This window comes from Fangia hongkongensis FSC776 = DSM 21703, from assembly GCF_000379445.1.
In the GTDB taxonomy this organism is placed as follows: domain Bacteria; phylum Pseudomonadota; class Gammaproteobacteria; order Francisellales; family Francisellaceae; genus Fangia; species Fangia hongkongensis.
The window spans coordinates 1-26,461 of record NZ_KB902250.1; the positions used below are offsets into that span (position 1 = coordinate 1).

Below are 26,461 nucleotides of genomic sequence, written 5' to 3' on the forward strand. Positions count from 1 at the left end.
CCGAAGAATCATTCAACAACATCAAATTAAACAAAGCATGAGTCGTAAGGGAGACTGCTGGGACAATGCTGTGGCTGAAAGCTTTTTTCGAACCTTAAAGACTGAATGTACTTACCATGAAAACTTTAAGACACGAGAGCAAGCTAAAAAAGCTATTTTTGAATATATTGAGGTATTTTATAACCGTAAAAGGAGGCATACACATAATGATTATTTATCCCCTGTAGAGTTTGAGAGAAAATCTAAATTTGCTTAAGAAAACTGTCCGGATTAGTGTTGACACTCCATATGGACGTATCTAACAGATAGTAACATGAGGCATAGCTGAGTTGGCTAAAGGTAAATCGCCAATAGATGATTGCTTATAGAATTTTAATTGAAAGGGCGTGGATTTTATCTTTCATTAAATCGCCAAGGCAGCTATAAATTGCTTGATGTGCTTTAAGGGTTGATAGGTTTTTGAGTTGAGCTGAGGTGATTATAAGTAAAAAATGACGTTTACCCTCTTGAAAGTGTCTATGTTTTTTATGCTTATGCGTCTCGTCAATTAATTCAAGCGCTTGCGGGGAGAAGGCTTTTTCAAGTTTGCGAATGATTTCATTTTGTAAGGAATCGATATTTTGAGACATAGTTTATTTTAATATTTGACTTGGTGTGATGATAATATCCATTTTAATATCCCAAGGGCGAATTTCAATATAATCAAGCGCCTGTTCATCAAATGCAATGCCAACCATTAGAGGTTTTTTAGGGAAAATCTCTTTATGTGTTAAAAAAGCAAAGCTACTGTCATAAAAGCCACCTCCCATCCCAAGGCGATTTTTATGCCGATCAAAACCAACAAGTGGTGTAATAACAAGATCAAGTTCCCACGGTGCGATGATATTTTTAATGTTGATGATAGGCTCTAGTAGTCCAAAGCGATTATGGCGCCATTTCTGAGTATCCTCTGCGAACCATAAATGCCTTGCTCTATAAGGGTGTATAATCGGGTAGTGGAGTGTGTTATCATTGCTTAAATAGCTATCAATCTTCAGTGGGGATATTTCCTCCCAGCTTGGTTTATAGCTGGCAATATTTAGTTGTTTAATTGTTGGGAATGCACGTTTAAACTGCTCTAGTAGCAGTATTTCATCGCTGGCTTTTTTTTGAGAGGAAATAGCTTGCCTTTGTTTTCTTAGCATATCGCGAGACATAAGCGTGCCTGTGCTATATTGGTGATGTAATAATGGCATAGATTCAATGTGATAACAAATAATTACAGGTGAATAACACCCAATCATGATAATGGAGCGTTATCGAGATGGAAAAATCAAGATGCCTTTGGGCAAAAGGGGATGAGTTAATGATTGCTTATCATGATACAGAGTGGGGCGAGCCTGTATATAATGAGCAGAGGTTATTTGAATTTTTATCATTAGAGGGGATGCAAGCGGGACTTAGTTGGTCATGCATATTAAAAAAGCGTGAGGCGTATAGAGAGGCGTTTTATCAGTTTAACTTGGAAAAAGTTGCAAAGATGAATGACGATGATGTTGAAAAATTAATGCTGAACGAGGGCATTGTTCGTAATCGCTTAAAAATCAAAAGTATTATCAAAAATGCGCAAACTTGGTTAAAAATAGCTCAAAATGAGTCGGTGGTGGAAAAGCTTTGGTCATTTGTGGGGGGCGAGCCTATTTATAATTGCTATCAAAGTGACACGGATGTTCCGGCAGCAAATAAGGATGCAACCTTGTTGAGTCAATGGCTTAAATCAGAAGGCTTTAGCTTTGTAGGTCCAGTTATTTGTTATGCATTTATGCAGGCGACAGGGATGGTTGATGATCATGTTAAAAACTGCTTCAAGTATAAAAAATAAACAAATCGTGACTTAATTCCTTGTATTAAGATTCTGTTAATATTTTGTGCTTAGTCTATATTTTAATCGCAATTTATATTGCGGTAGTTGGTAACAAAGTAACTTGAAATATGGTAATTGAGGAGCATGATGATGAAAAAGCTAGCAGCAATATTAGAAATAATGTTACTCCTTAGTATTGCCATAGGTGTCGCAAGTGCAGCTAAGTTTATGTATAAAGTAGAGCATACGGCGCAAATGCAGCAACAACACTAAGTGAGATTATTGGCTATCAAAGACCTATCAAGCCTGTCTTGATCACAGTCACGAAGATTAAAAAGCGCCTCATCCATTAAATGGCTTGGGACAATATGCTTTAATGAGCTAAAAATATTTACAGGAATTTTAGGATTTTCGCCTGCCAGTTCATTAAGTAATTGCTTAATTCTTTGGCGTTTTAAATTTTCCTGTGTGCCACAAAGATTGCATGGAATAATAGGAAAGCTCTCTTCATTGGCAAAGCGTTGAATGTCTCTTTCCTGACAGTAAACTAATGGGCGTATGACGACATTTGTTTTATCTTCTGTCAGTAGCTTGGGTGGCATGGTTTTTATCTTGCCTTGATAGAACATTGACATTAAAACGGACTCAATTACATCATCTCGGTGGTGACCGAGCATAATTTTATCAATGTTATTTTCACGAGCATACCGATAAATATTCCCTCGTCTTAAGCGCGAACACATAGAGCAGTAGGCTTTTCCTTCAGGTGTTTTGTCAACAACGACGCTATAGGTGTCGCGTTTTTCAATTACAAAAGGAATATTATGTGCCTGTAGATAGGCTCGCATCTCTTTATCATCCCACCCAGGCTGGCTTTGATCTAACGTGTAGGCAATGATGTTAATATCGTATACTTTTTCAGCGATTAAGTTATGCATTAGCTTTAATAAGCTAAAAGAATCTTTGCCGCCAGAGAGACAGATCATTACCTTATCATGTTTTTGTAGCATCTTATAATCAGCAATAGCTTTAGTCAGATTAAAACGTAGTTTCTTTTCAGTATTGGTCATAGCTTTAGTGGTGTTTTTTAAATAGACGTTCTTTTTCTCGCTGCCAATCCTTCTCTTTAGAAGCTTGGCGTTTGTCATGGAGTTGTTTTCCCTTGGCGATCGCGATTTCAAGTTTAACGTGGGAATTTTTCCAGTACATTGAAAGTGGCACAATGGTATAGCCTTTTTGCTCAATTTTCCCCATTAGGTTATCAATCTGCTTTCGATGTAGTAGTAGCTTTCGTGTGCTGTCAGCGATAGGTGATACATGTGTGGATGCTGAATGAAGAGGAGTGATATTGGCGTTAAATAGCCATGCCTCATTGTTTTTAATATGAATATGTGAGTCGGTGATTTGCACTTTACCTTCACGTATACTTTTTACTTCCCAGCCATCAAGGACAATGCCAGCCTCCATCCGATCCTCAATAAGATACTCGTGAAAGGCTTTTTTATTTTTGGCAATAATATTTGAAGTTGCCTTTGGTTTCTTTTTTGTTTTTGCCATGATTTTGCAAAATGCGCCTTTAGCGTTACAATAGCCAAGATTTTAACATGAACTGATAAAATAAGAGAAACAATATGACAACAATTCATCGAACAGCGCTGGTTGAATATAGTGCTTGTCAGATGTATGATCTTGTAAATGATATTGATCACTACCCTGAGTTTGTGCCAATGTGTCAGTCTGTAGAAGTGCATAAACATACTGAAACTGAGGCAGAGGCGACACTCAAAATCGCCAAAGGTGGAATTAAAATTGATTTTGGCACCAAAAATGAAATGACGCCAAAGGAAGAGATTAAAATTCGCCTAATGAAAGGTCCGTTTAAACGACTTTTGGGTTTGTGGAAGTTTGAGCCATTAAATGAAAGAGCTTGTAAAGTTACTTTAGATTTGGAGTTTGAATTTTCTAATCGCATGCTCGCGATGGCGCTGGGCGTTGTATTTAATACTTTGGCCAATACGATGTTAGATGCATTTTGTAAGCGCGCTTCGATTGTGTATGGAGAAAATGAGTGAACGTTGAGCTTGTTTATGGAACAGCGGCACATCAAAGAATATATTCTTTGTCATTTACATCTTCTGTCAGTGTTGAAGAAGTCATTCGACAAAGTGGCGTGTTAGATGACTTCCCTGAGATTGATTTAACTTGTCAAAAAGTAGGGATTTATGCTGAAATAGTCTCTTTAGATCATCAAGTGAAAGCTGGCGACAGAGTAGAGATATACCGCCCGCTTAGTATTGATCCAAAAGAAGCAAGGCGTTTGCGTGCTGAGCGAAAACGTAAAAAAGAAGGCATACGATTATTTGGAGCATAATAATATGGCAATATGGAAAACACCTGCAAGCCCTGAGATTTTAAATGAGCGATCCAGTGGATTATTTGCAGATTTATTAGGCGTTCGTTTTATTGAAGTGGGTGAGGATTATGTGCTCGCTGAAATGGAAGTAAAAGATAAACACAAGCAGCCTTTGGGTATTATGAATGGAGGGGTATCTTGTGGTATTGCTGAGACAGTTGGAAGTACGGCTGCAAATTATGCTGTAGATATTACGAAGGAATATTGTGTTGGTCTTGAGATTAATACCAATCATTTAAGACCAGTGAAATCAGGTAAACTGATCGCAAAAGCCTTTCCTTTTCACCTCGGAAAAACAACACATGTTTGGTCAATAGAAATTCGAAATACCGAGGGGAAGCTTGTTTCCATCAATCGCCATACCGTTGCTGTTAAAAAGCGTTAAGACAATTTAATTATTGTAAAAGGGTAACTTTTTCATTATGTCATCTTCTCGAGAAGTAAATGATCAATCCACTGAAGTGAATGTTAGCTGGAAAAGTGGTGAGCCATTTTCACTTGAGTTTGATGATGTATTTTTTGCAAAAGGGCATGGACTTGAAGAGTCGCAATATGTTTTTTTGCAAAAAAATGATCTTTATGCGCGAGTCAGCAAGCTTCTCTCAGGCAAACACTTTAGTGTTGCGGAGACTGGCTTTGGTACGGGATTGAATTTCTTAGCATTGTGCGAGCTTTGGGATTACTATGCACCGAAAGGGGCGAAGCTGCATTTTATCAGTAGCGAAAAATACCCTTTATCTCAAGCAACACTGAAAAAAGCGCATAGCCTTTTCCCAAAGATGCAAAAATACTCTGAGCAGTTACTTAGTATCTATCCAGAGATTTTGTATAATGGGCAGTCACATTACCAGTTAACAAAAGATATTAGTTTGACGCTTTTGATTGGAGATTCACTTGAGCGTTATCGTGCATTTGAAGGGGTGATTGATGCATGGTTTTTAGATGGTTTTGCGCCAAATAAAAACCCTGATATGTGGCAAGAGGCACTATTTGATGAAATTTGGCGCTTAAGCCATACGGGTACAACGCTTGCGACATTTACAGCTGCATCAAGAGTTAGAAAAAGCTTACAGCGAGTTGGTTTTAGGGTTACAAAGCACAAGGGGTTTGGCTGTAAGCGAGAGATGTTAAGTGCAGTTGTGTCACATGAAAAAAGCACAGGTTCTCATTGTGCCAAATACTTATCAGTCGCCCATTCAATAAGCAGCAATTCAAGCAAAAAAGTGGCTGTGATTGGGGCAGGGCTTGCTGGAGTTTCAATTTGTTACGAGTTATCTAAACTTGGCATTCAGGCTGAGTTATATGATAAATCTCCTTCCTTTGCAATGGGCGCATCAGGGAATCCTTATGGTATATTAAAGCCCTATCTAACAGCAGATTGTAACTTATCTGATCAGTTTCATACGAGCGGGTATTTATATACTAAGGCTATTTTACAGGAGCATCATAATAAGATTGATTACATTCAAACTGGCGCAATTGAATTATTTAGCAATGAGAAAGAGAAAAAACGTTATCAGCATATTTTCAATAAGCGCTCTATTGCAAAAGATTTAGCTTTTATTGTATCCAAAGAAAAGGCAAGCGAGATTGCTAATATCCCACTTGAGCATGCGGGTGTGTATTATCCTCAAGCGGTGATGGTGAATCCTAAAAGCCTTATTGAAACACTGTTAATAGAGTCAAAGGCGAAAATGAGTTTTAATCATAGCCTTGAAGATTGTCAGTATCAGCATAAAACTAGAACATGGCAGCTTTGTTTTAATGTGCAAGGAGCTCGTGTCGAAAAGGAATATGATGCCGTTGTATTTGCAGGCAGCTTTGATCTAATGGAGCAAATAGCTATGTTAAACTTTATTGAGGCATATCGCTCATTTGGTCAAATTTCAATAACAAAAAAAGGGACAAGCGTAGCAAATAACAAGTGCATTTTAATTGCAAAAGGCTATCTGCTACCTTATATAGAAGGAACGCAGTTATTTGGGGCAAGCTTTCGAGATAATAGTGATACTAATGATCAAGTAGAGGATAAAGATCATTTGTTTAATATTGCTCAGATAGCCTCTATTGTGAACACGGATATAGAGCAAATAGGGTCGGCTAGAGTCAGTGCACGGTGTGTAACTTCGGATCATTTACCGTTTGTTGGTAATATTGCAGATAAAGATCAGTATGCGAAACAATATGCTTTAGCGCTTAATAAAGGGGGCAGGTTGAAATCATTAGATGAAGCCCAATATTGCCCGAATATCTATCTAACATCAGGGTTTGGCTCAAAAGGGTTGTGTTCAATGTTTATCTCAGCAAGACATATTGCGAATTTAATTCATGGGAATCCAAACTTAACACTCTCTAATGAGCTATTTCAAGCGCTTCACCCCATGCGTTTTATGGCAAGGAGCTTAAAAAAGAAAAGGTAAACCTATTTCTTATCAGACACCCAGTTTGGAATGTTGCTGCCATTACTTTGACCGTCATTGTTGAAAAACCCCATCTGGCGCTGACCATCAGCTTTATTTGGCTCATTCACCATTTCAAAGAGGAAGGTTGGTATTGTGTAGCCACTTGCCATGCTATGCTGACTGGTAAGAGAGCTTGTAATCGCATTATTGACTTTAACTGCATAACTGGCATCTTTATCTTCAATGCCTTCAGCACCCGTTTCTCCAATGAATGCTTGAAGTGGTTTTCCTGATGAGGTTTTGAAGCGTGAGATATAGTTATGATAAACATCAGCATAATACTCAGAAAAAACTTTAGGGGCAGCATTGATAATATTTTGTGGTGTCTTCTGAGATACTAACGCATCAGCATAAGGGTCGAACTCAACAAATGGATAACCATGATTCCAAGTACTCTTCCAGCTGTTAACAACAGCATTCATATAAGGATCAAAAATAGCATTTGCATTAGGATCGTTTCCAATGCGAGGTAATCCATTAAAGCTTGCACTAACACTTATGTCTGGCAAACCATTTGCTGTTAAAGCTTGAGAGATCGCTTGAATACGCGCTTTAAGCTCACTTGCACTAATGTTGTTCGCATTAACCTCGTTACCAATTAGAATAGCTTTTATTTGATTAACACTGCTACCAAAAGTTTGTTTTAGCTTTTTAACCCAGTCATTTGCTGAGATTGGCATAACATTTAAAGTGCCAATTACTGCTTCAATACTTGAATCTTCTTGCATTTGTTTAGCAAGTGCTTGAGTGGGAATATCAATAACACTACAGTTAGCACTTCCAACCGCACACAAGCGATAAACACGAAAAAGCTTAATATTGGTTGAAACATTTTTCATAAGCTCTTCAGCGCTTGAGAGGTTGTTCACACTTGGTGCTGCCATTGTGTCAAAGTTCATGCCCACGTTATAAGAAAAAGGGCTCTGGATGGATTTAATTTGATCAGCGCTAAGCGGAGTGCTTGCATAGCTAAGTGAAAATCCTGTGATAGCTGCGCCAAGAATAATTGTATGAGACAATAGCTTTTTCATTATGTAGTTTCCTTGTTGTTGAGGTTAAAATCCTAAATAATCTACAAACTTTTCTTTTGTCTTAGAAATTACCGGTCTCATTTTAAACATAAATGGGTTGATTACAAGTCATTCTTAAATTTATAGTTACTTTGATACATAAGCTATGCTATTGCAGATTTGCTATTAGGTTATAATATATTATCCATAACGACCACATGCTATAGGTCTCAGGTGATATTGTTACAGGGTGATTGAAAAGTATCACGATACTTCTTTATCCAAACTAATAAATGCATTAAGTGCTAGTGCTAAAGAGGCTTTGGCCCAATTAAGCGGTGTAATAGGAGAGGGTGCGTAGTGCTTTTGATCCTTTATTTTAAGGGTGTTAATGCTCTCTGGTAACAGCTCGCCTTTAAGTAGTGCGCCATCAGCCGCTAGAGTGTTCGATTTTGTCATTTGCGCTAAGGCGCGTTTAATGTGGTAGGCAGCTTTTGCTTTTATGCTTTCCTGAGTGGAAAGAAGCTTATTAGATCGATAGCAGCTTATATAGGCAAGTGCGAGCATACTATCAAAAAACCATTCAGCTTCAGTGTTAGCAGGCATTGCATTTTCTCTTGCTTGAAAGCTTGCTGCATCTGAGCTATCCCCGGTAAGAGAGGGCTCATCTTGCGTTTTTTTAGTTTTCAGCCAGTAATTTCCAGATTGATAGCTATCTTTTACATAGCGAATAATCCCATGTGTGCGAAGTAGCTTGGTTTCAATCAAATCAAGGATTATTTGATACTCTTTTTGCTCAAGCTTAGAGAACATAACAGGGGTAAGTATGTGTAAAAGTGCAGCATCTGCTTGGCGATAGCGTAAATCATCTTTATCATAGCCTGCCGATTCTCCACCTTTTTGCAGGTTTGTTTTAATAGTCTGTAGCCCTTTTTCAGCCAAGGAAGTGATTTTATTCTCTTGAGATAATATTATTTGTTGCTCGTCGGCAATTTTCTGCCAAGCGAAAAGTGCATTTGTCACGAGTGTAATACTGCTGGTATTAACTTTATCTATTTCCTCCCAAGCGCCAGCATCTTCATAATGGTAGTATTCAATCGTCTCAAAAAATTGAATAAAAAGATCAATCAAATTAGCCAAAATAACGTGATGCTGAGCATTAATCCACCCTGATTGAAAGGCATCAGCTAATGCAAGCAAAAAAAGCCCATGGGCATCCATTTGCTTATGATTCCATATCTCAGGTTTTCCATCGACAATTACATCATCTAAATGTTCATCAGTACCATCAAAGCGAATATGAGGGACTTGCATTTTATCTTTAGCAAGCTCTGGTGAGCTGATGATATTCAAGAATCTAGCGTGCTGTTTTTCACTGATATAATAATCAATCAGCCGATTAATCAATGTGCGCGCCTTTTCAGGTGAAAATACCTTGAAATAAAAATATACCCATGCACTGTCACGTACCCAGATGGCATGATAGTTTGTGTCATCTTTATCGACATCTCGCTCAGCGGCAGGTGGAAAGCCATTTTGGTTTAAATCGATATTAAAACTGCTTGGAAAGCGATTGAGAATCTCTTTGGCACTTTGATAAGTCAGCGGGTTTTGTAAATAGGGCGCAAGCTTTGGATTACAAAAATAAATTGGCGTATTTGATTCAGGGGGAAGTACCTTCTCCCAACTTGCTAATTTTTTTGTGTCAATTTGCATTTTAGAATGTCCATTAAGTTTTCTTTCTCAGTGAGTGAATGGTGATAATAAGAATGCTTAAAATTACAAGCATTACAGGGCCGACAAGCATAGCACTTTGACGAGAGAAGCTCTCACCAATGATGCCAGATAATGAGGTGCCAATAGGAATACCAATTGCACCTACTGTGACCAGAAATGAAGTAGCGCGCGCACTGACTTTGTTTAGCTGATCCATCCCATATCCAAGGATAGATGGATAAATACATGAGTCAGCCAACCCAAGTACTGCAAGCACAATAAAAAGCATCCAAAGCGTATGAGTAAAAAGATAAATGATCAAAAAGATAGCAAATAGAAGAGCACTTACAATCAAATAGCGGTGTATTTTAATATAAGGCAGAAGAAACTTGCCAAATATAAGCCGGCCAAGAAGCTGAGCAAAAACATAGGTTGATACCAACATTCCAACTGTTTTCATGTCAATGCCAAGGTTGTAATGCAAGTGTGGTTGGTTGTAGTAATTCATGATTTGCTCGGTATAAACAATGCAAAATAATGCAATAGCAGTCAATATAATCGGCAAGGTTAAAAAGGGTTCCTTTTGGTTATTTTGCTCTTGAGAAGTACATGAGTGTCGGCTTTTGTGCATATCAACCACCTCATCTATACGCAAAGATAATAAGAGGATAATAAAAAGCACAAACAAGATCATAATGACAATAAATACCCATTGCCAGCTGGAGTAAAAAAGTATCATACCAACAATTGAAGCACTGATAAGAAAACCAAGGCTAAAAAAGACATTTAATATGCTGAGTTTGCCTTCTGACTCACCCTCTTTGCTAACTGTGCCCATAACCATATAATTACACGAGACAAGTGTATAACCAATCGCCATGTTGCAAATGAAAACCATGATGGTGTAGATATAAACATCTGGCGCTAGAATGGAAAAAAATGAGCCGACGATCATTAAAACGCCAGATAATAAGAGGGTGTTTTTGGCCTTAATTTTATTGATGATAAGACCGCCGGTTGCCATTGCCAGAATCTGTCCCCAAAGACCAAAACCGTCAAAGAAAATAATCGTGTTTGCAGAAATATTAAAATGGGTGGAAAGGGGCACGCTTAACATGCCATAGATGGCAGCCTGAAAGCCACTAAATAAAAAAGCAACAAAGGTCAGAAAGATGGCTTTTGAAGCATCTACTTTAGATTGATAAATTATGGTGCGTTTCTTGCTAGCTGATGAGGGGGTATGTGTTCCCAATTAGAGATCCTGATATTCTATAGTGAGGCTAACATAACACTTTCACTTTAAAGAATAAATGCTGCTATACCACTTGCGAATCATTTTGCGGTGTTTAATGTTGAAGAAGTTTTTGATAGTTTTGAGTCATTGGGTTGCAGGTAATAGCTTGGACTATTAGCAATATCTGATGACTCAAAAGAACAAGAAATTCAATGGCAGAAATAGGGTGAAATGGTTTGCGGGTGGTATATGGCACCTCTTGGGCACTTAAAATACTGCCTATTACCAACTCACCGTTTGTAAGGGCGTCGTGATTTTTGCAACTGCTTCCAATAGTGCATCTTTATCAAGGAGCCCGGATTTCGCATCATGATACTGAATAACAGAGGCACTATTAACAAGACCATAGGCAACCGCTTTTTCAATGCTTTCCCCTGAATAGATCGCTCCTGAAAAGCTAGAGCCAAATGCATCGCCTGCACCGAGGGTGTTGACAACATTTTTAATTTTAAGTGCAGGATGGAAGTAAAGCTCTTTCTCTGTTCCAACATAAACGCCATTTGCGCCATCTGTAACAACGACAAGTCTTGGGCCCAGTGCTAAAGTTTTTTGGAAAAACTCTTTTAGAGAGAAGAAGCTGTCTTGATAGACAGGTTGTGCTTCAAGTAAGTTTTGCTTATGATCAGTTACTTTTTCAGTTGTCTCATCGCTTAAAAGCGAGCTCATAAGCTTTTGTGCTTCTTCATAGTTTAGAATTAAGATATCAATACCGCTTAATGACTCTTTAATAAAGCCACTGCCAAGTTCAAGCTGGCTGCTTCCTGGGTTGATCGCAACCTTTGTATTACAAGATTTAGCAAAATTCACAATCTCTGGCAATTGGGCAGCAGAGGTTTTACTTAATGAAGTGACATAAACAAAATCAGCACTTTGAATGGCCTCAATCGGTAAATCTTCAGTTAAAAGATCACGGTTAGCACCGCGATAAGCAAAAATGGTTCTATCCCCCTTTAAAGAGGGAACCACATAAGAGGTCGCTGTGCCAAAATGGTTGGAAAAGCGAACTTGAGAGGTATCAACGCCTTGCTTATTGAGCTCTTCTAATAGCGATTGACCTGTGCTATCTTTGCCAACCTTCCCAAAGAAACTTACATCAATGCCTAGTTTTTTAAGAGATACAGCAGCATTTGTCGCACCGCCACCACTAAAGCACTTTTGTTTGGTCACTTCAATTTTGGCGCCTTCTTCTAACAACAAATAAGCCTGTTTTCCGATAGCCTTTTGAATTTCCATGGTTTCCATTTTTTCATATTCGATAATGGTGTCTAAAGTCGCACCACCTATAGTTAAAGCTTTGATTTTCATACAGCGCTGATCTTCATATTCCTTGTGAGTATTGTGCCTGAAATTTATCAAGATGTCATGAGTGTTTTGGGCTTACGCCTTTAAATACGATAGTGCATTAGCAATTAGCTTTATTCCCGTATCATTATGCAAAGTCAAAATAGACTCAGGATGAAATTGCACAGCCAAAATAGGTAGTTCTTTATGCGAAATGGCCATGATATCATCCTTTTCATTGGTGGCAATTACTTCTATCTTTGAAGGAATATGCTCACCATCAGCGATTAAAGAGTGATAAGCCGCTACATCACTATCAATGTCGATACCGCTAAAAAGTGGATGATTATGGTGTTTGAGCTTCCATATTTTTCCATGTTTTGGCTCATCAAGCAATTGAAGCTTGCCACCAAATGCCTCAATGATTCCCTGAAGTCCAAGACATACGCCAAATTGGGCAATACCTTGGTCAGCTATTTTTTGTATCTTTGTTGCCAAATCAAAATCAGAAGGTCTACCAGGCCCTGGCGAATGAATGACTAAATCAGGCTTTTTATCAATAATTTCTTTTGTGCTAATAGCGTCAAAGCGGTAAGTTTCAAGTATTACCCCCAATTTTCTAAAGTAGCTTGCTAATGTGTGGACAAATGAATCTTCATAATCAATCATAATTGCATATAACCCATCGAAGCGACTAAGTTTGCTATCTTCTTTGGATGGCGCTTTTTTAAGATTAAGTGCTCGATAGAAAGTGGTAGCCTTTGTGATGGTTTCTTTCGCTTCATCCAATGGATTAGAGTCCCAAACCAGTGTGGCGCCAGATTGATAATAAGCATGATTATTGGTTAAATACACCGTTCTGATTGTAATTGTTGAGTTCATGTCTCCATTAAAGCCAAGGCAGCCAATAGAGCCACCGTACCACTTACGTGACTGGTTTTCATTTTTCTCAATAAGCTCTATTGCGCGTTTTTTGGGTGAACCTGTGAGGGTAACTGCCCACATGTGACTTAAAAAAGCATCAAGACCGTTGTAGCCCTCTCGAAGTTGTCCTTTTACATGATCCACAGTGTGAAAAAGACCAGTATATCTCTCGATGGTTCTCCTTGAGATAAGCTCAATGCTGTCAGCTTCACAAATGCGTGCTTTGTCATTTCTATCAACATCTGTGCACATAGTCAGCTCAACTTCATCTTTATAAGAGTTTAAAAGCTTACGAATTTGCATTTCATCCTCCATGGCATTTTTACCACGAGTAATCGTGCCTGAAATAGGGCAAGATTCAACCGTTTTCCCTTCGCAGCGAACAAACATCTCAGGGGAGGTGCCAATAATTTGTTCATCCCCTAATTGACAGTAGAACTCATAAGGGCTTGGGTTCATTTCTTTCAAAGTGTGATATAACTCTGAAGGTTTCCCTGACACTTTGGCATGAAAGTGACGGGAGTAGACCACTTCAAAAATATTTCCCTTTTTCATTTCCTTCTTTGCACTTTTAACAAGCTCAGCATATTCTTGATCACTTAAAGATACTTGAATATCTGACTCCGCTTTAAAGGGAGTGTTCTGCTGCTTTAGTGTATAAAAAGGCTCAGAGGACTGTCCGATTGTTGTTAGTGATTCCTTCATGAATTCTACAGAAAGCTCAAAAGCCGCTTCTTTTTGTTTATCAATTGCATAGGCTTTATCAACAAAGAATAGATGGTAGATCTTATTTTGATTATCACGCTTTTGTTGCAACTCACATGGTTCAAATTCAAATATCAAATCATACCCAAACGCACCAAATAATCCCAGCATGTTGTCTTTAAGCTTATCCATTTCAAGGTTGATTAAGCGTAATATGCTCACAGCAGAAGGTTGTTTACTTCGATCTTCTTCACTAAATATCTGATTAGTACGGGAGATAGAAAATATAAGCTTATCCTTTTGCTCAGTTACGATATTGATATTATTGGCCATAAATACGGGCTTAAATAATGCTAAAATCACCTCTCCACGCGGATTAAGGGCAATGAATTCAACATGCTCTTTATAGGCGATGATTTCACAAGGCGGATTAAAGGTACCTAGCTCCCAACGGTTATAACGCCCGGGGTAGTCGATGCCTGAAGACAGCATTACCCCCTTATATTGATCAAGTTTCTTAGTAATATGATCAAGTGTTGATACATCAATCGGTTTTTTTTGATAATGAACTTCTATATTTGATGGCGTTGTAAAGCGTTGAGTTTTCATTGGTCCCACGATGTAGTAATTTAGTTTGTATTTGTGTAACGATACAGTAGTATTTATCTAAAGTCTAGGTGATTATGATGGTATTTTAAACTTTCCACTAAAAAGCAATCAAGTTAGGCGATATTAACCAATATATCTTAACAATATTATGCTATTATAGCTCCCAAGGTTATTTAGCGTAATATTGAAATGAGTCGTTTACAACAAAATATCATCTATGCTTGCTTATTGGTTGCCATTATTGGTTTTTTCTGGGCAGTTTATCCAAAGCATAACTACACACCACATGGGGTTTATCTACCGCAAACCAAAGAAAAATTGGCACCAGTGAAACTGAATCAAGTTAATTTTTATGTCTCTCAAGATATGGATTTAAGAAAAGCGGTACCAATTGTAAATGGCATAAATGAGTCACCTATTGGTATTATTCGTGTGGTGACGCATTTTAAAGATAGCTCAGAGATTCAATCTATCTGTGAGAAAAGTGTGTTGGTAGCAAGAGAGAAAGCCGCTGAAAATGGGGCAACAAAAGTTATTGGAAATTGTATGTCTTCTCGTCAAAAAGGGCCTTTGGATGGCGTGAGCTTATATGCTTATGCTTATAAGTAGTCTGCTTGGAGCTTGATATGACAAATACGAAGCTTCGCATTGTTTTTGCTGGGACGCCTGAGATTTCCAAGGTTGTGCTGTCCGCGCTGATTAAAGATGAGTACGATATCGTTGGTGTGTTTACGCAGCCAGATAGAATGAAAGGTCGAGGGAAAAAAGTGTTACCGAGCCCGGTTAAAACACTTGCCTCTGAGCATAATCTCAAGGTGTTTCAACCTGTCTCATTTAGAAAAGAGCCTGAATATATTGAACAGCTAAAATCATTAAAGCCAGATGTGATGATCGTATTAGCTTATGGTTTGATTTTACCAAAAGCTGTTCTTGAAGTGCCCAAGTATGGCTGTATTAATATTCATGTCTCATTGTTACCAAAATGGCGAGGTGCGGCTCCAATACAACGGGCAATTGAAGCAGGAGATCGGCAAACGGGCGTCAGTATTATGCAGATGGATGAAGGGCTAGATACTGGGGATGTGTTGCATCAACAAAAGATTGATATCGATATCGCCGATACCTCGGCCTTGCTGCATGATAAACTGGCTGAGTTATCCATTCCTGCCGTTAAAAAAGTGCTATCAGATATTAATAACAAGACACTTTGTGCAATCAAGCAGGATCATGAAAAGGCAAGTTATGCTCATAAGATTAGCAAAGAAGAAGGACGTATAGATTTCTCTCAATCAGCGCATGAGATTGAAAGAAAAATAAGAGCATTTACCCCTTGGCCAAGCGCTTATTTCATGCTGGAAGACAAGATGGTTAAAGTTGCAGATGTGCATATTCTAGAAAAATGCTCGAGTGACGCTGCTGGCGTAATGATTGCAGCTGATAAATCAGGTATTCAAATACAAACAAAAGACCATATTATTCAAATTGCAAAGCTGCAATTTCCCGGGAAAAAAATGATGGATGTTGCCAGTATTTTAAATGGTCATGATTTGACACAATATATTGGTCTTACACTTTAGGAGATAAAAATGATTCTCTCTCATAAACATAGAAAAGATGGGGGCGATATTAAAATTGCCTACATTATTGATCCAATTGAGTCGTTTAATATTCAAAAAGATAGCACTTTTATGATGCTGCATGCTGCAAAAGAGTTAGGCTGGAGTCAGTATGTATTGGAGATGAATGATCTTTGGGTTGAAGATGGTATTGCCTATGGCCGAGCACATCATATTGAACTTTTAAGTAATACGGACAAGAAGTGGTATCGTATTATTGAGAGCGAAACGTTTGACTTATCGCACTTTAGTGCAATCTTTATGCGCAAAGACCCCCCATTTGACATGGAATATGTGTATGCCACTTATATTTTAGAGATGGCCGAGAGGCTTGGTACCTTGATTGTGAATAAGCCAAGTACACTTAGAGATTCAAATGAAAAATTCTCCATTACACGTTATCCTGAGTTTGCGCCAAAAACCTTAATTACGCGTGAATTTTCACAAATTATTCGATTTTTAGATCAACACAAAGATATTATTGTCAAACCGCTTGATGGTATGGGGGGGGAGTCAATCTTTAGAATTAAGGAAGCTGATCCAAATCGAAACGTTATTTTAGAGACCATCACATCCTATCAAACACAATTTGTAATGGCGCAGGTATATCAAAAGGAAATTGTTGATGGTGATAAGCGTATTTTGATTGTTGATGGTGAGCCGCTTGAGTACCTTGTTGCGCGTATTCCAAACCCTGAAGATGGTCGTGGCAATACTGCAAGAGGGGCAAAAACGATTGTAAGAAAGCTGAAAACATACGAGTATGATATCGCTGCAACAGTGGGCAAAGATTTAAAAGAGGCAGGTGTATTATTTGCTGGTATTGACGTTATAGGAAGTGCATTGACCGAAATTAATATCACTTCGCCAACAATGATTCAGCAGATCTATCATCAAAGTGGCATAAATGCAGCCGAGCGTTTGATGGAAATAGTAAAAGATAGAATTTCATAAGTATAATAATTTATTTATGTGTTAATAACACCAAATCATTGTTTTTTTATTCAAGGAATATTGAGATGCAATTAAATAATATAGTTACAGATGCTAAAAGACAGAATAAACACTCTGAGGCATTATTCACCGAAGCAAAAGAGTATATCCCAGGCGGTGTTAATTCGCCTGTGCGGGCATTTAAAGGCGTGGGCGGCACACCGAAGTTTATAGCCAAAGCGAAAGGTGCGCATGTTTATGATGTTGATGGCAATCGTTACATTGATTATGTTGGTTCTTGGGGGCCGATGATATTGGGTCATGCGGATGATGATGTCATTAAGGCAGTTCAACATCAGGCGGCTTTTGGACTCAGCTATGGTGCGCCTTGCGAGCTTGAGCTTAAGCTTGCCAAGAAAGTCTGTGAGATATTGCCAAATATGGAGCAAGTTCGTTTTGTTTCCTCTGGTACAGAGGCGACGATGAGTGCTGTGCGTTTAGCACGTGCATACAGTGGCAAAAATAAACTGATTAAATTTGCAGGTTGTTATCATGGTCATGGGGATCAGTTTTTAGTACAAGCAGGCTCTGGTGCGTTAACTTTAGGTCTTCCAAACTCTCCAGGTGTTCCTGAAGCGACAGTAAAAGACACCCTGACAGCCAGTTTTAATGATTTAGACAGTGTAGAGGCGTTATTTAAAAAGTACCCAGATCAGATTGGTGCCATTATCGTTGAGCCGGTTGCTGGGAATATGAATCTTATAACACCGCTCTCAGGTTTCTTAGAGGGATTAAGAGCGCTTTGTGATCAATATAAAGCAGTATTAATTTTTGATGAAGTCATGAGCGGTTTTCGGGTATCATTACAAGGAGCGCAAGGTTATTACAACATCGTGCCAGATTTAACAACCTTAGGTAAAGTCATTGGTGGAGGCATGCCTGTTGGCGCCTTTGGTGGTAAAAAAGAGATCATGCAAATGATCGCACCAAGTGGCTCTGTCTATCAGGCAGGAACACTTTCAGGGAACCCGATTGCTATGCAGGCAGGGCTTGCTACCTTAAACAAAATTACCACAGCAGGGTTTTATCAAAACCTTGAAGCGAAAACCACACGTTTAGTTGATGGCTTAAATAAAGTTGCAAAAACCCATAATTATCCATTTAGCGCAAAATCTATAGGAAGCATGTTTGGCTTGTATTTTACTGAAAAAACGCAGCTGACATCCTTTGATGATGTTAAAGCCTGTGATGCAAATGCATTTAATCATTTTTTTCATTATATGCTCAATCAAGGTGTTTATTTTGCACCGTCTTCATTTGAAGCAGGTTTTATGTCTATTGCACACGATGATAAGCTGATTGATCAAACAATAGCATTATTTGATACTTACCTTTTAAATTGTTTGCAAAATAGCTAATGAAAACTCATAACAGGGTATTATTAATTACCGGTGCAACAGGCGGAATTGGTACGGCAACCTGTTTGCTTGCTGCTGAGAAGTCTTATGACATTGCCGTGCACTATCATAACAATGATGCGAAGGCATCAAAGTTAGTAGAAACGTTGTTATCTAAAGGGGCAAAGGCAATTTCAGTTAAAGCTAATCTCTGTAATGAAAAAGACATTGTCAGGATGTATGAAAAGATTGATGCAGCGCTAGGCCCATTAACTGACCTTGTCAATAATGCAGGAACGCTTTTTAGTGCCTCTCGATTGGATCATATGGACGCAGCTAGGATAAAAGAAGTGCTAGAGCTTAACGCGCTCGGGCCTATGTTGTGTTCAAAGCATGCCATTTTACGGATGTCTCCACGATATGATGGCAAAGGAGGTAACATTGTCAATATATCTTCTAGAGCATCACAGCTAGGTTCTCCAAATGAGTATGTAGATTATGCAGCATCAAAAGGTGCGCTTGATTCGTTAACAGTAGGCTTATCACTAGAGTTGGCTGAGGAAAATATTCGCGTTAATGCTGTGCGTCCGGGGTTTATTTATACAGATATTCATGCAAAATCAGGTGATAAAAATAGAGTTGAAAAAATAAAACATAAGATTCCAATGAAAAGAGGTGGAGAGGCAAGCGAGGTGGCTAATGCTATCTTGTGGTTACTATCAGATCAATCTTCTTTTTGTACTGGCAGTTTTATTGATGTTTCAGGTGGTAAATAAACTAACATGAGAAAGTTATCTGAGATTTTCCAATTTTTTCATCAAGACTTTCCTAAAAATCATCAAGATATCGTGCTTCATCATCTGACGCAAGATAGCAGGCTTATAGCTCAAAATAGCATTTTTATTGCCCTTAAAGGGGAGGTGTATGATGGGCATCAATATGTGCTAGATGCATTTCAAAATGGCGCTTTATTTGCTATCGTTGAAGATAGAAATACTCTCTCACAAAAAATTGATCAACCTTATATTCTCGAGCTGAAAACCATTAAAAATGAGCTGGCAGCATTTGCTGAATGGTTTTATCATTATCCCTCAAGAGCACTTGATATTTATGCAGTAACTGGCACAAATGGCAAAAGCTCAATTGCACACTTTATTGCGGGATTATTTACAACGCTAGAGAAAAAAGCAGCCGTTTTAGGAACCATTGGTAATGGCGTATATCCTTTGTTGCAGGACTCTCCGCTCACAACCTTAGATAGTATTGCAATCAATGATTGGATGGCGCAATTTGTTAAAAAAGAGGCATACCATCTGTCTCTTGAAGCCTCTTCTCACGCATTAGATCAAAGACGACTTGAGAACATTAAGATCAAAACGGCGATTTTCACTAACTTGGATGTTGATCATTTGGATTATCATGGGTCAATGGATAATTACTTTTATGCAAAGCGCTCACTATTTATGATGCCAAGTGTTGAAATAGCTATTATTAATATCGATGATGACTATGGGCAAAAGCTATATCGGCTTCTTGATAAGAAAAAGCTGACATGCTTTAGCTACAGCATTGAAAATAAGTCGGCAGATTGTTTTTTTGAGATTGTTGAGACGATTCAGTTAAAGCACAAAGTGAAGGTTTATTGGCAAAAGCGATATATAGGCATATGTTTGCTATCGATACCTGGCAAATATAATGTCAGCAATATTGCTGCAAGTTTTGCTGCAATGATGGCAAATGGTTATGAGCTTGCTGTTGAAAAACTTGAGCAGCTAAAAAGTGCAAAGGGACGTGTTGAGCTTCTTGAGTATCGCTCTAAAGCAGCGGTTGTTATCGATTATGCCCATACACCAGATGCGCTTGAAAATGTACTGATTGCATTAAAAGAAAGGCTAAGTGGCAAGCTTATTTGTTTGTTTGGCTGCGGTGGTGATAGAGAAACCTCCAAACGAGAAAAGATGGCAATGGTTGCAAAGCGCTATGCTGATGTTTGTATTGTAACAGAGGATAATAGTAGAACAGAGCCATTTAATAGCATTGTTAAAGATATTCAAAAAGGCTTTTCATTAGATGATCATTACACCGTAATTGAAGAGAGGGAAAAGGCAATTTATCATGCACTTGAGATAGCTGAGAGTGAAGATGTCGTATTATTAGCAGGAAAAGGGCATGAAACATATCTTGATAAAAACAATAAACGCCATTATTTTGATGAAAGAGAGATTGTAAAAGCGTATTACAGTCGCGGTGATTCGAGTTTGTAAGAGTAAGCGGTGCAAGGAGTAAATCTTGATTAATTCATTAAAAACATTAGCAAAGTCCATTCAGGCAAAATATATCGGTGAGGATGTTGCCATTACAGGTGCGCATATTAATTCTAAGTTAATTAAGGTGGGTGATCTTTTTATTGCCATCAAAGATAAACGTGATGGTCATCAATATATTCAAAGTGCGATTGAACATGGTGCAACAGCAGTGCTTGTATCCGTTGAGCAAAAGAATTTGCCTATTGCGCAGATTGTGGCTAAAGATACAAGAAAAGCCCTCTATGCGCTTGCTTTAGCGCATAGGGAAAAATTCACAATGCCGATTTTATCAGTAACAGGAAGCTGTGGGAAAACCTCTACCAAAGAGATGCTGGTACAGATATTGTCACATTTCGCTAGGGTATATGGAAACCCCGGTAATTTTAATAATGATCTGGGTGTGCCAATTTCCATCCTCTCGGCGCCACTTGATTGTGATTATATGGTGCTGGAGGCAGGAACAAATGCGCCGGGTGAGATTGAGTATTTAGCGAAACTGATTCAGCCGAATGTTGCAGGCATTACGAATGTGTCTGCTTCACATTTAGAAAAGCTTGGCTCTTTAGATGGTGTGATGGAAGAAAAAGGCGCATTATTGCAGGCGTTAACGCCAAGTGATACGGCGATTATTAATCATGATGATAGACGCATTTATCATCACAGTGAATTTCTTAACTGTCACAAAATTAGTTTTAGCATGACAGAAAAAGGAGCAGATCTATATTTGGCATCGCACTCAGAAGTGTCAGGTGGGTTTGAATATACGGTGCGTTATAAAGATATAAGTTATCAAGGTATTTTAAATGTCAGTGGTGTGCACAATATTCAAAATGCACTCATGGCACTTGGTTATATTGTCGCGCTTGGGCTTGATTTAAAAGAAGCCATTTATGCTTTAAGTGGATTTAATGGCTATCAAGGGCGCTTTTCTTTAACTAAGCTGAGTGATCAGATCTCTTTAATTGATGATACCTATAATGCTAGTGTTAAATCGGTTGAAGCAGCCATTGAAACACTCGAGCGCTTTGAAGGGACGCGTATACTTGTGCTTGGTAGTATGGGAGAGCTTGGAGAGCATGAAATTTACTATCACAAAAAGATAGGCCAGCTCATTAAAGCGGCACACATTGATTCGGTATACCTATATGGACAAAAAGAGGTTATGGCGCATGTGCTTGAAAATGCAGGATCACAAGCGAGATACTATGTCGATAAGCAAGAAATTATCAATAACCTTAAAGATGAGCTTCAAGAAGCACAAGATAGCTTGCCAACTTTAGTGATTGTTAAAGGGGCAAGGGTAAATAAGATGGAAGAAATTGTAAGCGCGCTTAAAAGAATGTAAATTACTTCCCTTGTGCTTTATCGATTGCAGCTTGAATACTTGCTTTAGGCGCAAACCCTGGAATAACAGTTGTATTTTGTGCATTTGCTCCAGAGGTTGGCATAACAATAATAGCTGGTGTACCTTGAATGCCTAGTTGCGTAAAGCCAAGATCCATATCAGATTTGATTATGCCAGTAATATTTTTATCTTTCATAACACTTTCAGCTTTTGTCACATCGACGCCAGCTTGTGCTGCGGCTTTTTTCACATCAGCAACAGTCAGTTTCCCTTCATCATTACCAGTTGCAAATACACCATTATGATATTTGATATAAGCTTCAGCGCCTTTTAGTTGATAGACTGCTAAGCCCATTTCAGCGGCATATTGTGAAGACTCCCAGCGTTGACCGAAGATAGGGAACTCTTTGAAGATGTACTTAACATTTGGATTTTCATCCATGACTTTTTCAACAACTGGCGCAATCTTACTACAGAACATGCAGTTATAGTCAAAGAATTCAATCACAGCAACTTTTGCGTTTTTAGGACCTACTGTTGGCGCATGTTGGCTGTTAAGTAGTGTATCGGCACTTTTTAATACGCCAGCGACTTGTTTTTGCTGCTGCTGATTAATCAGTTGTTGTTGAAAAGCCTGCATGATGCTTTGCATTTGAGCATCGGTGAATTTGCCTTTTTCTTCTGCAGCACCTTTTTTGAAGCCCGCTAGAAGCTCTGCGGTATCTAAAGTTGCTCCTTGGCCTTGAAGCTGAGCAGTCACATTATGACCCACGCTATAGCCAAGAGTGTAACTAACATCATTTAAGAGTTTTGTTTGGTCTTTTGCTGTATGTGTCGTTGTATCTGTTGTTTTAGCGGCAGCTGTTACCGCTGTTTGCTCTTTGGTGCTATCTTTTGTCTCAGACTTGCTGCATCCAGCTAAAGCGATACTGAAGATAGCAGCGCCAACAACGCCAATGAGAAGTTTTTTTGATTTTTGCATAGTGGGAACACTCCGTTTACATTAAATATGAAATTAGTTGAATCCAATATATCAAAGCAACGAACAAAAATAAAAATATTCATGCCTAAATAATCGGAAATATTATATGTGACTGTTTTAGAGTGTTACATTAAGAAGTTGTTGTTGCTGTGGTTGCTGTTGTAGCTTTGCTTGCATCAGCTGTTTTTTGAGCAGTGTCTTTTGCTGCTGCCATTTGTTTTTGCGCTGCTTCTTGCTGTGCTTTCATTTTAGCTTCCATCTCTTTTTGGAAAGATTGCATTGCTTGTTCCATTTGCTCTTGAGTTAGCTCAGGTTTATCACCTTTCACGCCAGCTTCAAATCCAGATTGTAGTTTTGCTAGGTTTAAATCAACTTTTTGTTGCTTAAGCTGTGTAATCATGTTTTTGCCGACGGAGTAACCAATAGTGTAGCTTGCATCAGCTGAGTTATCTTTAGGCGCTGTTGCAGTTGTCATATCTGTTTTGCTTGCAACAGCAGCTGAACTTGTTGTAGCTGTAGTGCTGTTGTGTGCATGATTATCAGCAAAAGCACTGCCAACAAAAGCAGAAGCAATTAATGCGCTAAGGCCGATTTTAGTAACTTTATTCATGATGACTCCATCGTTTTTTGTTTATCAGTTATTAATCTTTATAAAAAGAAGTACACCCAAGCTTAAACAGGCTCTTTAAAAAGAACAAGTGTTTTACAGGGGAAAGTTTAAATCTCTTGCACCAATACCCAAGGTTTGATAACACTCACCCATAGTATTTGATTCTGCTCGTACCAGTTTTTAGCTTGATCATCGTTAACTCTATAAATTAGATTATCTTGCAGGTATTGGTCAATTTTTATCTGCTCATTATTGGCAATTTCAAAGGCAGTTTCAATTAAATCAAGAGAACTATCAACATAAAAAACTTTACCTTGAGCAAATAAACGCTGTAAATTCGACCAAGGCAGCTTCGCAGTTTCACTATTTATCTTTGCTTTTAATAATAATGAATCACTCATTGTTAGCCTCAATCTCAGCGAGCATCTCCCAGCGTGCATATTTTTGCTCTAATGCCGCATTAAGCGACTCAAGCGTTAAATTAGTTTGTTTAATCACATCAGTCTCTTGCCGATAAAAGTTACTGCTGGCAATGTCAGCTTGAATTGATGCAATTTCACTTTCCAATGTTTCAATATCATTTGGCAGCTTATTAAGCTCTTTTCTCTCAGCATAGGATAGCTTTGGCTTACGTGATTTACTCTCAGGTTTATTGCCTTTGGTGTTTTTGCTTGTGGCTGAAGCTTTAGAGGTATCGGTTAATCTCTTGGCGCTTGTTTGTGAAAGCCAATCATCATAACCGCCTATATATTCATTTAACTTTCCACCTGCCTCAAATACAATTGTGCTTGTGACAAGGTTGTTAATAAATGTGCGATCATGACTAATCAAAAGCACCGTGCCCTGATAATTAACAAGCATTTCCTCAAGAATTTCTAAGGTTTCAATATCCAGATCGTTAGTCGGCTCATCAAGAACTAGAACATTACTTGGTTTGGCTAAAAGCTTGGCGAGCAACAGGCGATTTTTCTCACCCCCAGAGAGTGAAGAAACAGGACTTTGTGCTCTTTGCGGTGAAAATAAAAAGTCTTGTAAGTAGCTAATAATATGCTTTTCTTTACCATTGATATTAATATATTCTTTGCCTTCAAGTACATTATCAATGACAGAGCGCTCAAGATCAAGTGAGGCTCTTAGCTGATCAAAATAGGCAATATCAACGCTATCACCATGTTTAACAGCACCTGTTGATGGTACTATTTTTTTAAGTAGAACCTGAATAAGTGTGCTTTTACCCACCCCGTTCGGCCCTAAGATACCTATTTTATCGCCACGGTTAATCTGACAGGAGAAATCACTAAAAAGCTTTTTATCTTCATATTGAAAACTAATATTATCAGCAATTAAAACAACTTTTGCTTTGTTTTGACTGGTTGCAGCTTCAATTTTGCTGACACCTTGTTTTTCTCGGCGCTGTGCTCTTTGCTCGCGCATTTGTTTAAGTGCGCGCACACGTCCCTCATTTCTGGTGCGTCTGGCCTTAATGCCTTGTCGAATCCACTTTTCCTCATCCGCGAGTTTTTTATCAAACAGAGCAGCCTCTTTTTGCTCATTGTGTAAGGCAGCTTCTTTTTGCTGTAGAAATTTATCATAGCTGCCAGGGTAGCTATAGAGCTTACCTCGATCAAGTTCAACAATATCAGTTGCTACATTTTGCAAAAATTGTCTATCGTGAGTGATAAAAAGGATGCTTCCTTTAAACTGCTTGAGAAACTCCTCTAGCCAGTGGATGGAATCAATATCAAGATGGTTGGTTGGCTCGTCAAGTAATAAAAGTTTTGGCTTTTGGATCAAAGCTTGCGCGAGTAAAACACGGCGCTTTAGTCCGCCAGAGAGAGCGTCAAATCGCACATCCGCGCTTAATGAGAGTTTTGAAAGGAGAATCTCTACTTCATTTAAGGCATCCCAAGCTTGATGTTGATCAATATCTTTTTGTAATTGTGATAACTGATCAAGTGCCTCTGACTCGGTTGCATTTTCAATAAGGCGAGTATATTTAATGAGCGTATCACCAATACCATTTAAACCCTGAAGAATGACTTCTTTAACTGTGTGATGATCACTATTTTGTGGCACATCTTGTCTTAACGAGGCAAGATAAGCGCCTTGATGTGAAATACGCTCACCTGTATCGGGGGCAATTTCACCCGAGATAATTTTGAAAAGAGATGACTTTCCCGCACCATTTCGCCCAATAAGGCATAAGCGCTGATTATCATTGATATCAAAAGACACATTATCTAATAGTGCATGGTGTCCAAAACTTAAAGAGAGGTTACGAAGAGAAATAATAGGCATTTAGATAACTCGATTCATCTCAGCTAGTGTGCTTAAACCTAAATCTCCACCAATATGCTTGCCAAGACGTCTGCCGATAAAGCTTGCTGAGAAAATACCACGGATAACTTTTTTATTATTGCTGTCGTGATCATAAACTAAAATATGATCAATATTTCCTTCGTGCAGTAGTCTTGCAATGTGACCAACTAAAGCATCTTTTACCGTGTTGTATTCTAATAGTGGTAGCTCTTTCAAAGATGCCATTAAGTTGGCAATGGTGATATCTTTGGTTTTAATTCCGTGCTGTTGTGCAATTTGTGTTTTATAGGCACCATGAACACGCGCGGCATTAATTAGCCCTACAACTTGATCATGATCATCAATCACCAAAAGGGCGCGAACTTGCTCTTTTTTCATCAGCTCAAGCGCATCATTGGCAAGTGCATCTTTATGGATATGTCTAGGTCTTTTCGTATGAAAATCTGCCAACACATCAAGTGCAGGTGTTTCAAGTGTAATAACTTCTACAGTATCTGGATGATGATAGGGAATGCTTTGTGAATGAATAGAATCTGTATTTAATAACTTATAATCTTTAAACATGGAAATAGCCTTTTTAATATGAACTATATAATAAGTTTAAACTAGGTATGTAAGGCTTGGCAAATGTTATAAAGCAGATATCACCTTTTATAATCCTTTTATAAGTAGTTATGGCTTATGAAGGGTTGTGTT

At 38.4% G+C, this 26,461-nt stretch carries 28 protein-coding genes; 14 read left to right on the plus strand and 14 right to left on the minus strand.

Going from position 1 to position 26,461, the window contains the following annotated elements; translation table 11 throughout:
* Nucleotides 1-256 (plus strand): IS3 family transposase (locus tag A37Q_RS0105930; RefSeq protein ID WP_018299365.1); only part of this gene is annotated, 256 nt, incomplete at its 5' end.
* Between the two features lie 106 nt (nt 257-362).
* Here A37Q_RS0105930 and A37Q_RS0105935 read toward each other — a convergent pair.
* Nucleotides 363-629: a BolA family protein gene (locus A37Q_RS0105935; protein WP_018299366.1), complete on the minus strand. Its 267-nt coding sequence runs from the start codon at nt 627-629 to the stop codon at nt 363-365.
* 3 nt (nt 630-632) lie between these two features.
* Nucleotides 633-1,196: a 5-formyltetrahydrofolate cyclo-ligase gene (locus tag A37Q_RS15820; protein ID WP_169710243.1), complete on the minus strand. Its 564-nt coding sequence runs from the start codon at nt 1,194-1,196 to the stop codon at nt 633-635.
* A gap of 107 nt (nt 1,197-1,303) precedes the next feature.
* On the opposite strand from A37Q_RS15820, the gene A37Q_RS0105945 reads away from it, so the two are divergent.
* Together A37Q_RS0105945 and A37Q_RS16530 are read left to right on the plus strand one after the other, a co-directional pair.
* Entirely contained in the window at nt 1,304-1,861 is a 558-nt protein-coding gene (locus A37Q_RS0105945; RefSeq protein ID WP_018299368.1) for a DNA-3-methyladenine glycosylase I, read from the plus strand.
* 132 nt (nt 1,862-1,993) lie between these two features.
* Nucleotides 1,994-2,116, plus strand: a complete 123-nt coding sequence (locus A37Q_RS16530; protein ID WP_018299369.1) for a hypothetical protein — start codon at nt 1,994-1,996, stop codon at nt 2,114-2,116.
* Here the strand turns inward: A37Q_RS16530 and ttcA are convergent.
* Nucleotides 2,113-2,913, minus strand: coding sequence for a tRNA 2-thiocytidine(32) synthetase TtcA (gene ttcA / locus A37Q_RS0105955; protein ID WP_018299370.1), 801 nt, complete (start codon nt 2,911-2,913; stop codon nt 2,113-2,115). The two genes, A37Q_RS16530 and ttcA, sit on opposite strands and share 4 nt — an antisense overlap.
* Nucleotides 2,914-2,917: 4 nt before the next feature.
* On the minus strand, nt 2,918-3,400 hold the full coding sequence (gene smpB / locus A37Q_RS0105960; RefSeq protein ID WP_018299371.1) for an SsrA-binding protein SmpB: 483 nt from the start codon (nt 3,398-3,400) through the stop codon (nt 2,918-2,920).
* A 74-nt stretch (nt 3,401-3,474) separates the two neighbouring features.
* On the opposite strand from smpB, the gene A37Q_RS0105965 reads away from it, so the two are divergent.
* The 4 genes from A37Q_RS0105965 to mnmC are packed head-to-tail and all read left to right on the plus strand — an operon-like array spanning nt 3,475 to nt 6,676.
* On the plus strand, nt 3,475-3,915 hold the full coding sequence (locus A37Q_RS0105965; protein ID WP_018299372.1) for a type II toxin-antitoxin system RatA family toxin: 441 nt from the start codon (nt 3,475-3,477) through the stop codon (nt 3,913-3,915).
* Nucleotides 3,912-4,214 (plus strand): RnfH family protein, encoded by a 303-nt coding sequence (locus A37Q_RS0105970; protein WP_018299373.1) that lies wholly within the window; start codon nt 3,912-3,914, stop codon nt 4,212-4,214. Before A37Q_RS0105965 ends, A37Q_RS0105970 begins: the two co-directional genes overlap by 4 nt.
* A 4-nt stretch (nt 4,215-4,218) precedes the next feature.
* On the plus strand, nt 4,219-4,641 hold the full coding sequence (locus A37Q_RS0105975; protein ID WP_018299374.1) for a PaaI family thioesterase: 423 nt from the start codon (nt 4,219-4,221) through the stop codon (nt 4,639-4,641).
* A gap of 37 nt (nt 4,642-4,678) precedes the next feature.
* Nucleotides 4,679-6,676, plus strand: a complete 1,998-nt coding sequence (mnmC, locus tag A37Q_RS0105980) for a bifunctional tRNA (5-methylaminomethyl-2-thiouridine)(34)-methyltransferase MnmC2/FAD-dependent 5-carboxymethylaminomethyl-2-thiouridine(34) oxidoreductase MnmC1 (RefSeq protein ID WP_018299375.1) — start codon at nt 4,679-4,681, stop codon at nt 6,674-6,676.
* A gap of 2 nt (nt 6,677-6,678) precedes the next feature.
* Here mnmC and A37Q_RS0105985 read toward each other — a convergent pair whose 3' ends face one another.
* From A37Q_RS0105985 to A37Q_RS0106005, 5 genes are all read right to left on the minus strand, one after another.
* A complete protein-coding gene (locus A37Q_RS0105985; protein WP_018299376.1) occupies nt 6,679-7,749 on the minus strand; it encodes a glycosyl hydrolase family 17 protein in 1,071 nt (356 codons plus the stop codon).
* A 243-nt stretch (nt 7,750-7,992) separates the two neighbouring features.
* Nucleotides 7,993-9,444: a glycoside hydrolase family 15 protein gene (locus A37Q_RS14760; RefSeq protein WP_018299377.1), complete on the minus strand. Its 1,452-nt coding sequence runs from the start codon at nt 9,442-9,444 to the stop codon at nt 7,993-7,995.
* Between the two features lie 13 nt (nt 9,445-9,457).
* A complete protein-coding gene (locus A37Q_RS0105995) occupies nt 9,458-10,696 on the minus strand; it encodes an MFS transporter (RefSeq protein ID WP_018299378.1) in 1,239 nt (412 codons plus the stop codon).
* Between the two features lie 264 nt (nt 10,697-10,960).
* Nucleotides 10,961-12,043 (minus strand): carbohydrate kinase family protein, encoded by a 1,083-nt coding sequence (locus A37Q_RS0106000; protein WP_018299379.1) that lies wholly within the window; start codon nt 12,041-12,043, stop codon nt 10,961-10,963.
* 72 nt (nt 12,044-12,115) lie between these two features.
* Nucleotides 12,116-14,257, minus strand: a complete 2,142-nt coding sequence (locus A37Q_RS0106005; RefSeq protein WP_018299380.1) for an anthranilate synthase component I — start codon at nt 14,255-14,257, stop codon at nt 12,116-12,118.
* 189 nt (nt 14,258-14,446) lie between these two features.
* Between A37Q_RS0106005 and fvfA the strand changes: the two genes are divergently transcribed.
* From fvfA to A37Q_RS0106040, 7 genes are all read left to right on the plus strand, one after another.
* Complete coding sequence (gene fvfA / locus A37Q_RS0106010) at nt 14,447-14,866, plus strand: Francisella virulence factor A (RefSeq protein ID WP_018299381.1); 420 nt, start codon at nt 14,447-14,449, stop codon at nt 14,864-14,866.
* 17 nt (nt 14,867-14,883) lie between these two features.
* Nucleotides 14,884-15,834 carry a methionyl-tRNA formyltransferase gene (fmt, locus tag A37Q_RS0106015; protein WP_018299382.1) on the plus strand — a complete coding sequence of 317 codons (951 nt, stop codon included), beginning with the start codon at nt 14,884-14,886 and terminating at the stop codon, nt 15,832-15,834.
* A gap of 9 nt (nt 15,835-15,843) precedes the next feature.
* Nucleotides 15,844-16,827 (plus strand): glutathione synthase, encoded by a 984-nt coding sequence (gene gshB / locus A37Q_RS0106020; RefSeq protein ID WP_018299383.1) that lies wholly within the window; start codon nt 15,844-15,846, stop codon nt 16,825-16,827.
* Nucleotides 16,828-16,892: 65 nt separating this feature from the next.
* Entirely contained in the window at nt 16,893-18,224 is a 1,332-nt protein-coding gene (hemL, locus tag A37Q_RS0106025; RefSeq protein ID WP_018299384.1) for a glutamate-1-semialdehyde 2,1-aminomutase, read from the plus strand.
* Entirely contained in the window at nt 18,224-18,979 is a 756-nt protein-coding gene (locus A37Q_RS0106030) for an SDR family oxidoreductase (RefSeq protein WP_018299385.1), read from the plus strand. Before hemL ends, A37Q_RS0106030 begins: the two co-directional genes overlap by 1 nt.
* Before the next feature lie 6 nt (nt 18,980-18,985).
* A complete protein-coding gene (locus A37Q_RS0106035; protein ID WP_018299386.1) occupies nt 18,986-20,467 on the plus strand; it encodes a UDP-N-acetylmuramoyl-L-alanyl-D-glutamate--2,6-diaminopimelate ligase in 1,482 nt (493 codons plus the stop codon).
* Between the two features lie 25 nt (nt 20,468-20,492).
* Nucleotides 20,493-21,854, plus strand: a complete 1,362-nt coding sequence (locus A37Q_RS0106040) for a UDP-N-acetylmuramoyl-tripeptide--D-alanyl-D-alanine ligase (RefSeq protein WP_018299387.1) — start codon at nt 20,493-20,495, stop codon at nt 21,852-21,854.
* A 1-nt stretch (nt 21,855) separates the two neighbouring features.
* On the opposite strand, the gene A37Q_RS14765 is transcribed toward A37Q_RS0106040, so the two are convergent.
* The 5 genes from A37Q_RS14765 to A37Q_RS0106065 form a co-directional block, all read right to left on the minus strand.
* A complete protein-coding gene (locus A37Q_RS14765; protein ID WP_018299388.1) occupies nt 21,856-22,836 on the minus strand; it encodes a thioredoxin domain-containing protein in 981 nt (326 codons plus the stop codon).
* 130 nt (nt 22,837-22,966) lie between these two features.
* On the minus strand, nt 22,967-23,446 hold the full coding sequence (locus tag A37Q_RS0106050) for an FKBP-type peptidyl-prolyl cis-trans isomerase N-terminal domain-containing protein (RefSeq protein WP_018299389.1): 480 nt from the start codon (nt 23,444-23,446) through the stop codon (nt 22,967-22,969).
* A 107-nt stretch (nt 23,447-23,553) separates the two neighbouring features.
* Nucleotides 23,554-23,847, minus strand: a complete 294-nt coding sequence (locus tag A37Q_RS0106055) for a DUF2288 family protein (RefSeq protein ID WP_018299390.1) — start codon at nt 23,845-23,847, stop codon at nt 23,554-23,556.
* Nucleotides 23,840-25,744, minus strand: coding sequence for an ATP-binding cassette domain-containing protein (locus tag A37Q_RS0106060; protein WP_018299391.1), 1,905 nt, complete (start codon nt 25,742-25,744; stop codon nt 23,840-23,842). Before A37Q_RS0106060 ends, A37Q_RS0106055 begins: the two co-directional genes overlap by 8 nt.
* Nucleotides 25,745-26,329 carry a CBS domain-containing protein gene (locus tag A37Q_RS0106065; protein ID WP_018299392.1) on the minus strand — a complete coding sequence of 195 codons (585 nt, stop codon included), beginning with the start codon at nt 26,327-26,329 and terminating at the stop codon, nt 25,745-25,747.
* Between the last annotated feature and the right edge of the window lie 132 nt (nt 26,330-26,461).

Excerpts from the sequence above, each read along its gene's own strand:
- A37Q_RS0106055 (WP_018299390.1), bottom strand. The coding sequence starts at position 23,847 with ATGAGTGATTCATTATTATTAAAAGCAAAGATAAATAGTGAAACTGCG.
- A37Q_RS0106035 (WP_018299386.1), top strand. The coding sequence starts at position 18,986 with ATGAGAAAGTTATCTGAGATTTTCCAATTTTTTCATCAAGACTTTCCT.
- A37Q_RS0105975 (WP_018299374.1), top strand. The coding sequence starts at position 4,219 with ATGGCAATATGGAAAACACCTGCAAGCCCTGAGATTTTAAATGAGCGA.
- hemL (WP_018299384.1), top strand. The coding sequence starts at position 16,893 with ATGCAATTAAATAATATAGTTACAGATGCTAAAAGACAGAATAAACAC.
- A37Q_RS15820 (WP_169710243.1), bottom strand. The coding sequence starts at position 1,196 with ATGTCTCGCGATATGCTAAGAAAACAAAGGCAAGCTATTTCCTCTCAA.
- A37Q_RS14760 (WP_018299377.1), bottom strand. The coding sequence starts at position 9,444 with ATGCAAATTGACACAAAAAAATTAGCAAGTTGGGAGAAGGTACTTCCC.
- A37Q_RS0106060 (WP_018299391.1), bottom strand. The coding sequence starts at position 25,744 with ATGCCTATTATTTCTCTTCGTAACCTCTCTTTAAGTTTTGGACACCAT.
- A37Q_RS0105985 (WP_018299376.1), bottom strand. The coding sequence starts at position 7,749 with ATGAAAAAGCTATTGTCTCATACAATTATTCTTGGCGCAGCTATCACA.
- A37Q_RS0106050 (WP_018299389.1), bottom strand. The coding sequence starts at position 23,446 with ATGAATAAAGTTACTAAAATCGGCCTTAGCGCATTAATTGCTTCTGCT.
- mnmC (WP_018299375.1), top strand. The coding sequence starts at position 4,679 with ATGTCATCTTCTCGAGAAGTAAATGATCAATCCACTGAAGTGAATGTT.
- fvfA (WP_018299381.1), top strand. The coding sequence starts at position 14,447 with ATGAGTCGTTTACAACAAAATATCATCTATGCTTGCTTATTGGTTGCC.
- A37Q_RS0106000 (WP_018299379.1), bottom strand. The coding sequence starts at position 12,043 with ATGAAAATCAAAGCTTTAACTATAGGTGGTGCGACTTTAGACACCATT.
- smpB (WP_018299371.1), bottom strand. The coding sequence starts at position 3,400 with ATGGCAAAAACAAAAAAGAAACCAAAGGCAACTTCAAATATTATTGCC.
- A37Q_RS0105965 (WP_018299372.1), top strand. The coding sequence starts at position 3,475 with ATGACAACAATTCATCGAACAGCGCTGGTTGAATATAGTGCTTGTCAG.
- fmt (WP_018299382.1), top strand. The coding sequence starts at position 14,884 with ATGACAAATACGAAGCTTCGCATTGTTTTTGCTGGGACGCCTGAGATT.
- A37Q_RS0106065 (WP_018299392.1), bottom strand. The coding sequence starts at position 26,329 with ATGTTTAAAGATTATAAGTTATTAAATACAGATTCTATTCATTCACAA.
- A37Q_RS0106005 (WP_018299380.1), bottom strand. The coding sequence starts at position 14,257 with ATGAAAACTCAACGCTTTACAACGCCATCAAATATAGAAGTTCATTAT.
- A37Q_RS0105945 (WP_018299368.1), top strand. The coding sequence starts at position 1,304 with ATGGAAAAATCAAGATGCCTTTGGGCAAAAGGGGATGAGTTAATGATT.
- A37Q_RS0106030 (WP_018299385.1), top strand. The coding sequence starts at position 18,224 with ATGAAAACTCATAACAGGGTATTATTAATTACCGGTGCAACAGGCGGA.
- gshB (WP_018299383.1), top strand. The coding sequence starts at position 15,844 with ATGATTCTCTCTCATAAACATAGAAAAGATGGGGGCGATATTAAAATT.
- A37Q_RS16530 (WP_018299369.1), top strand. The coding sequence starts at position 1,994 with ATGAAAAAGCTAGCAGCAATATTAGAAATAATGTTACTCCTTAGTATT.
- A37Q_RS14765 (WP_018299388.1), bottom strand. The coding sequence starts at position 22,836 with ATGCAAAAATCAAAAAAACTTCTCATTGGCGTTGTTGGCGCTGCTATC.
- A37Q_RS0105935 (WP_018299366.1), bottom strand. The coding sequence starts at position 629 with ATGTCTCAAAATATCGATTCCTTACAAAATGAAATCATTCGCAAACTT.
- ttcA (WP_018299370.1), bottom strand. The coding sequence starts at position 2,913 with ATGACCAATACTGAAAAGAAACTACGTTTTAATCTGACTAAAGCTATT.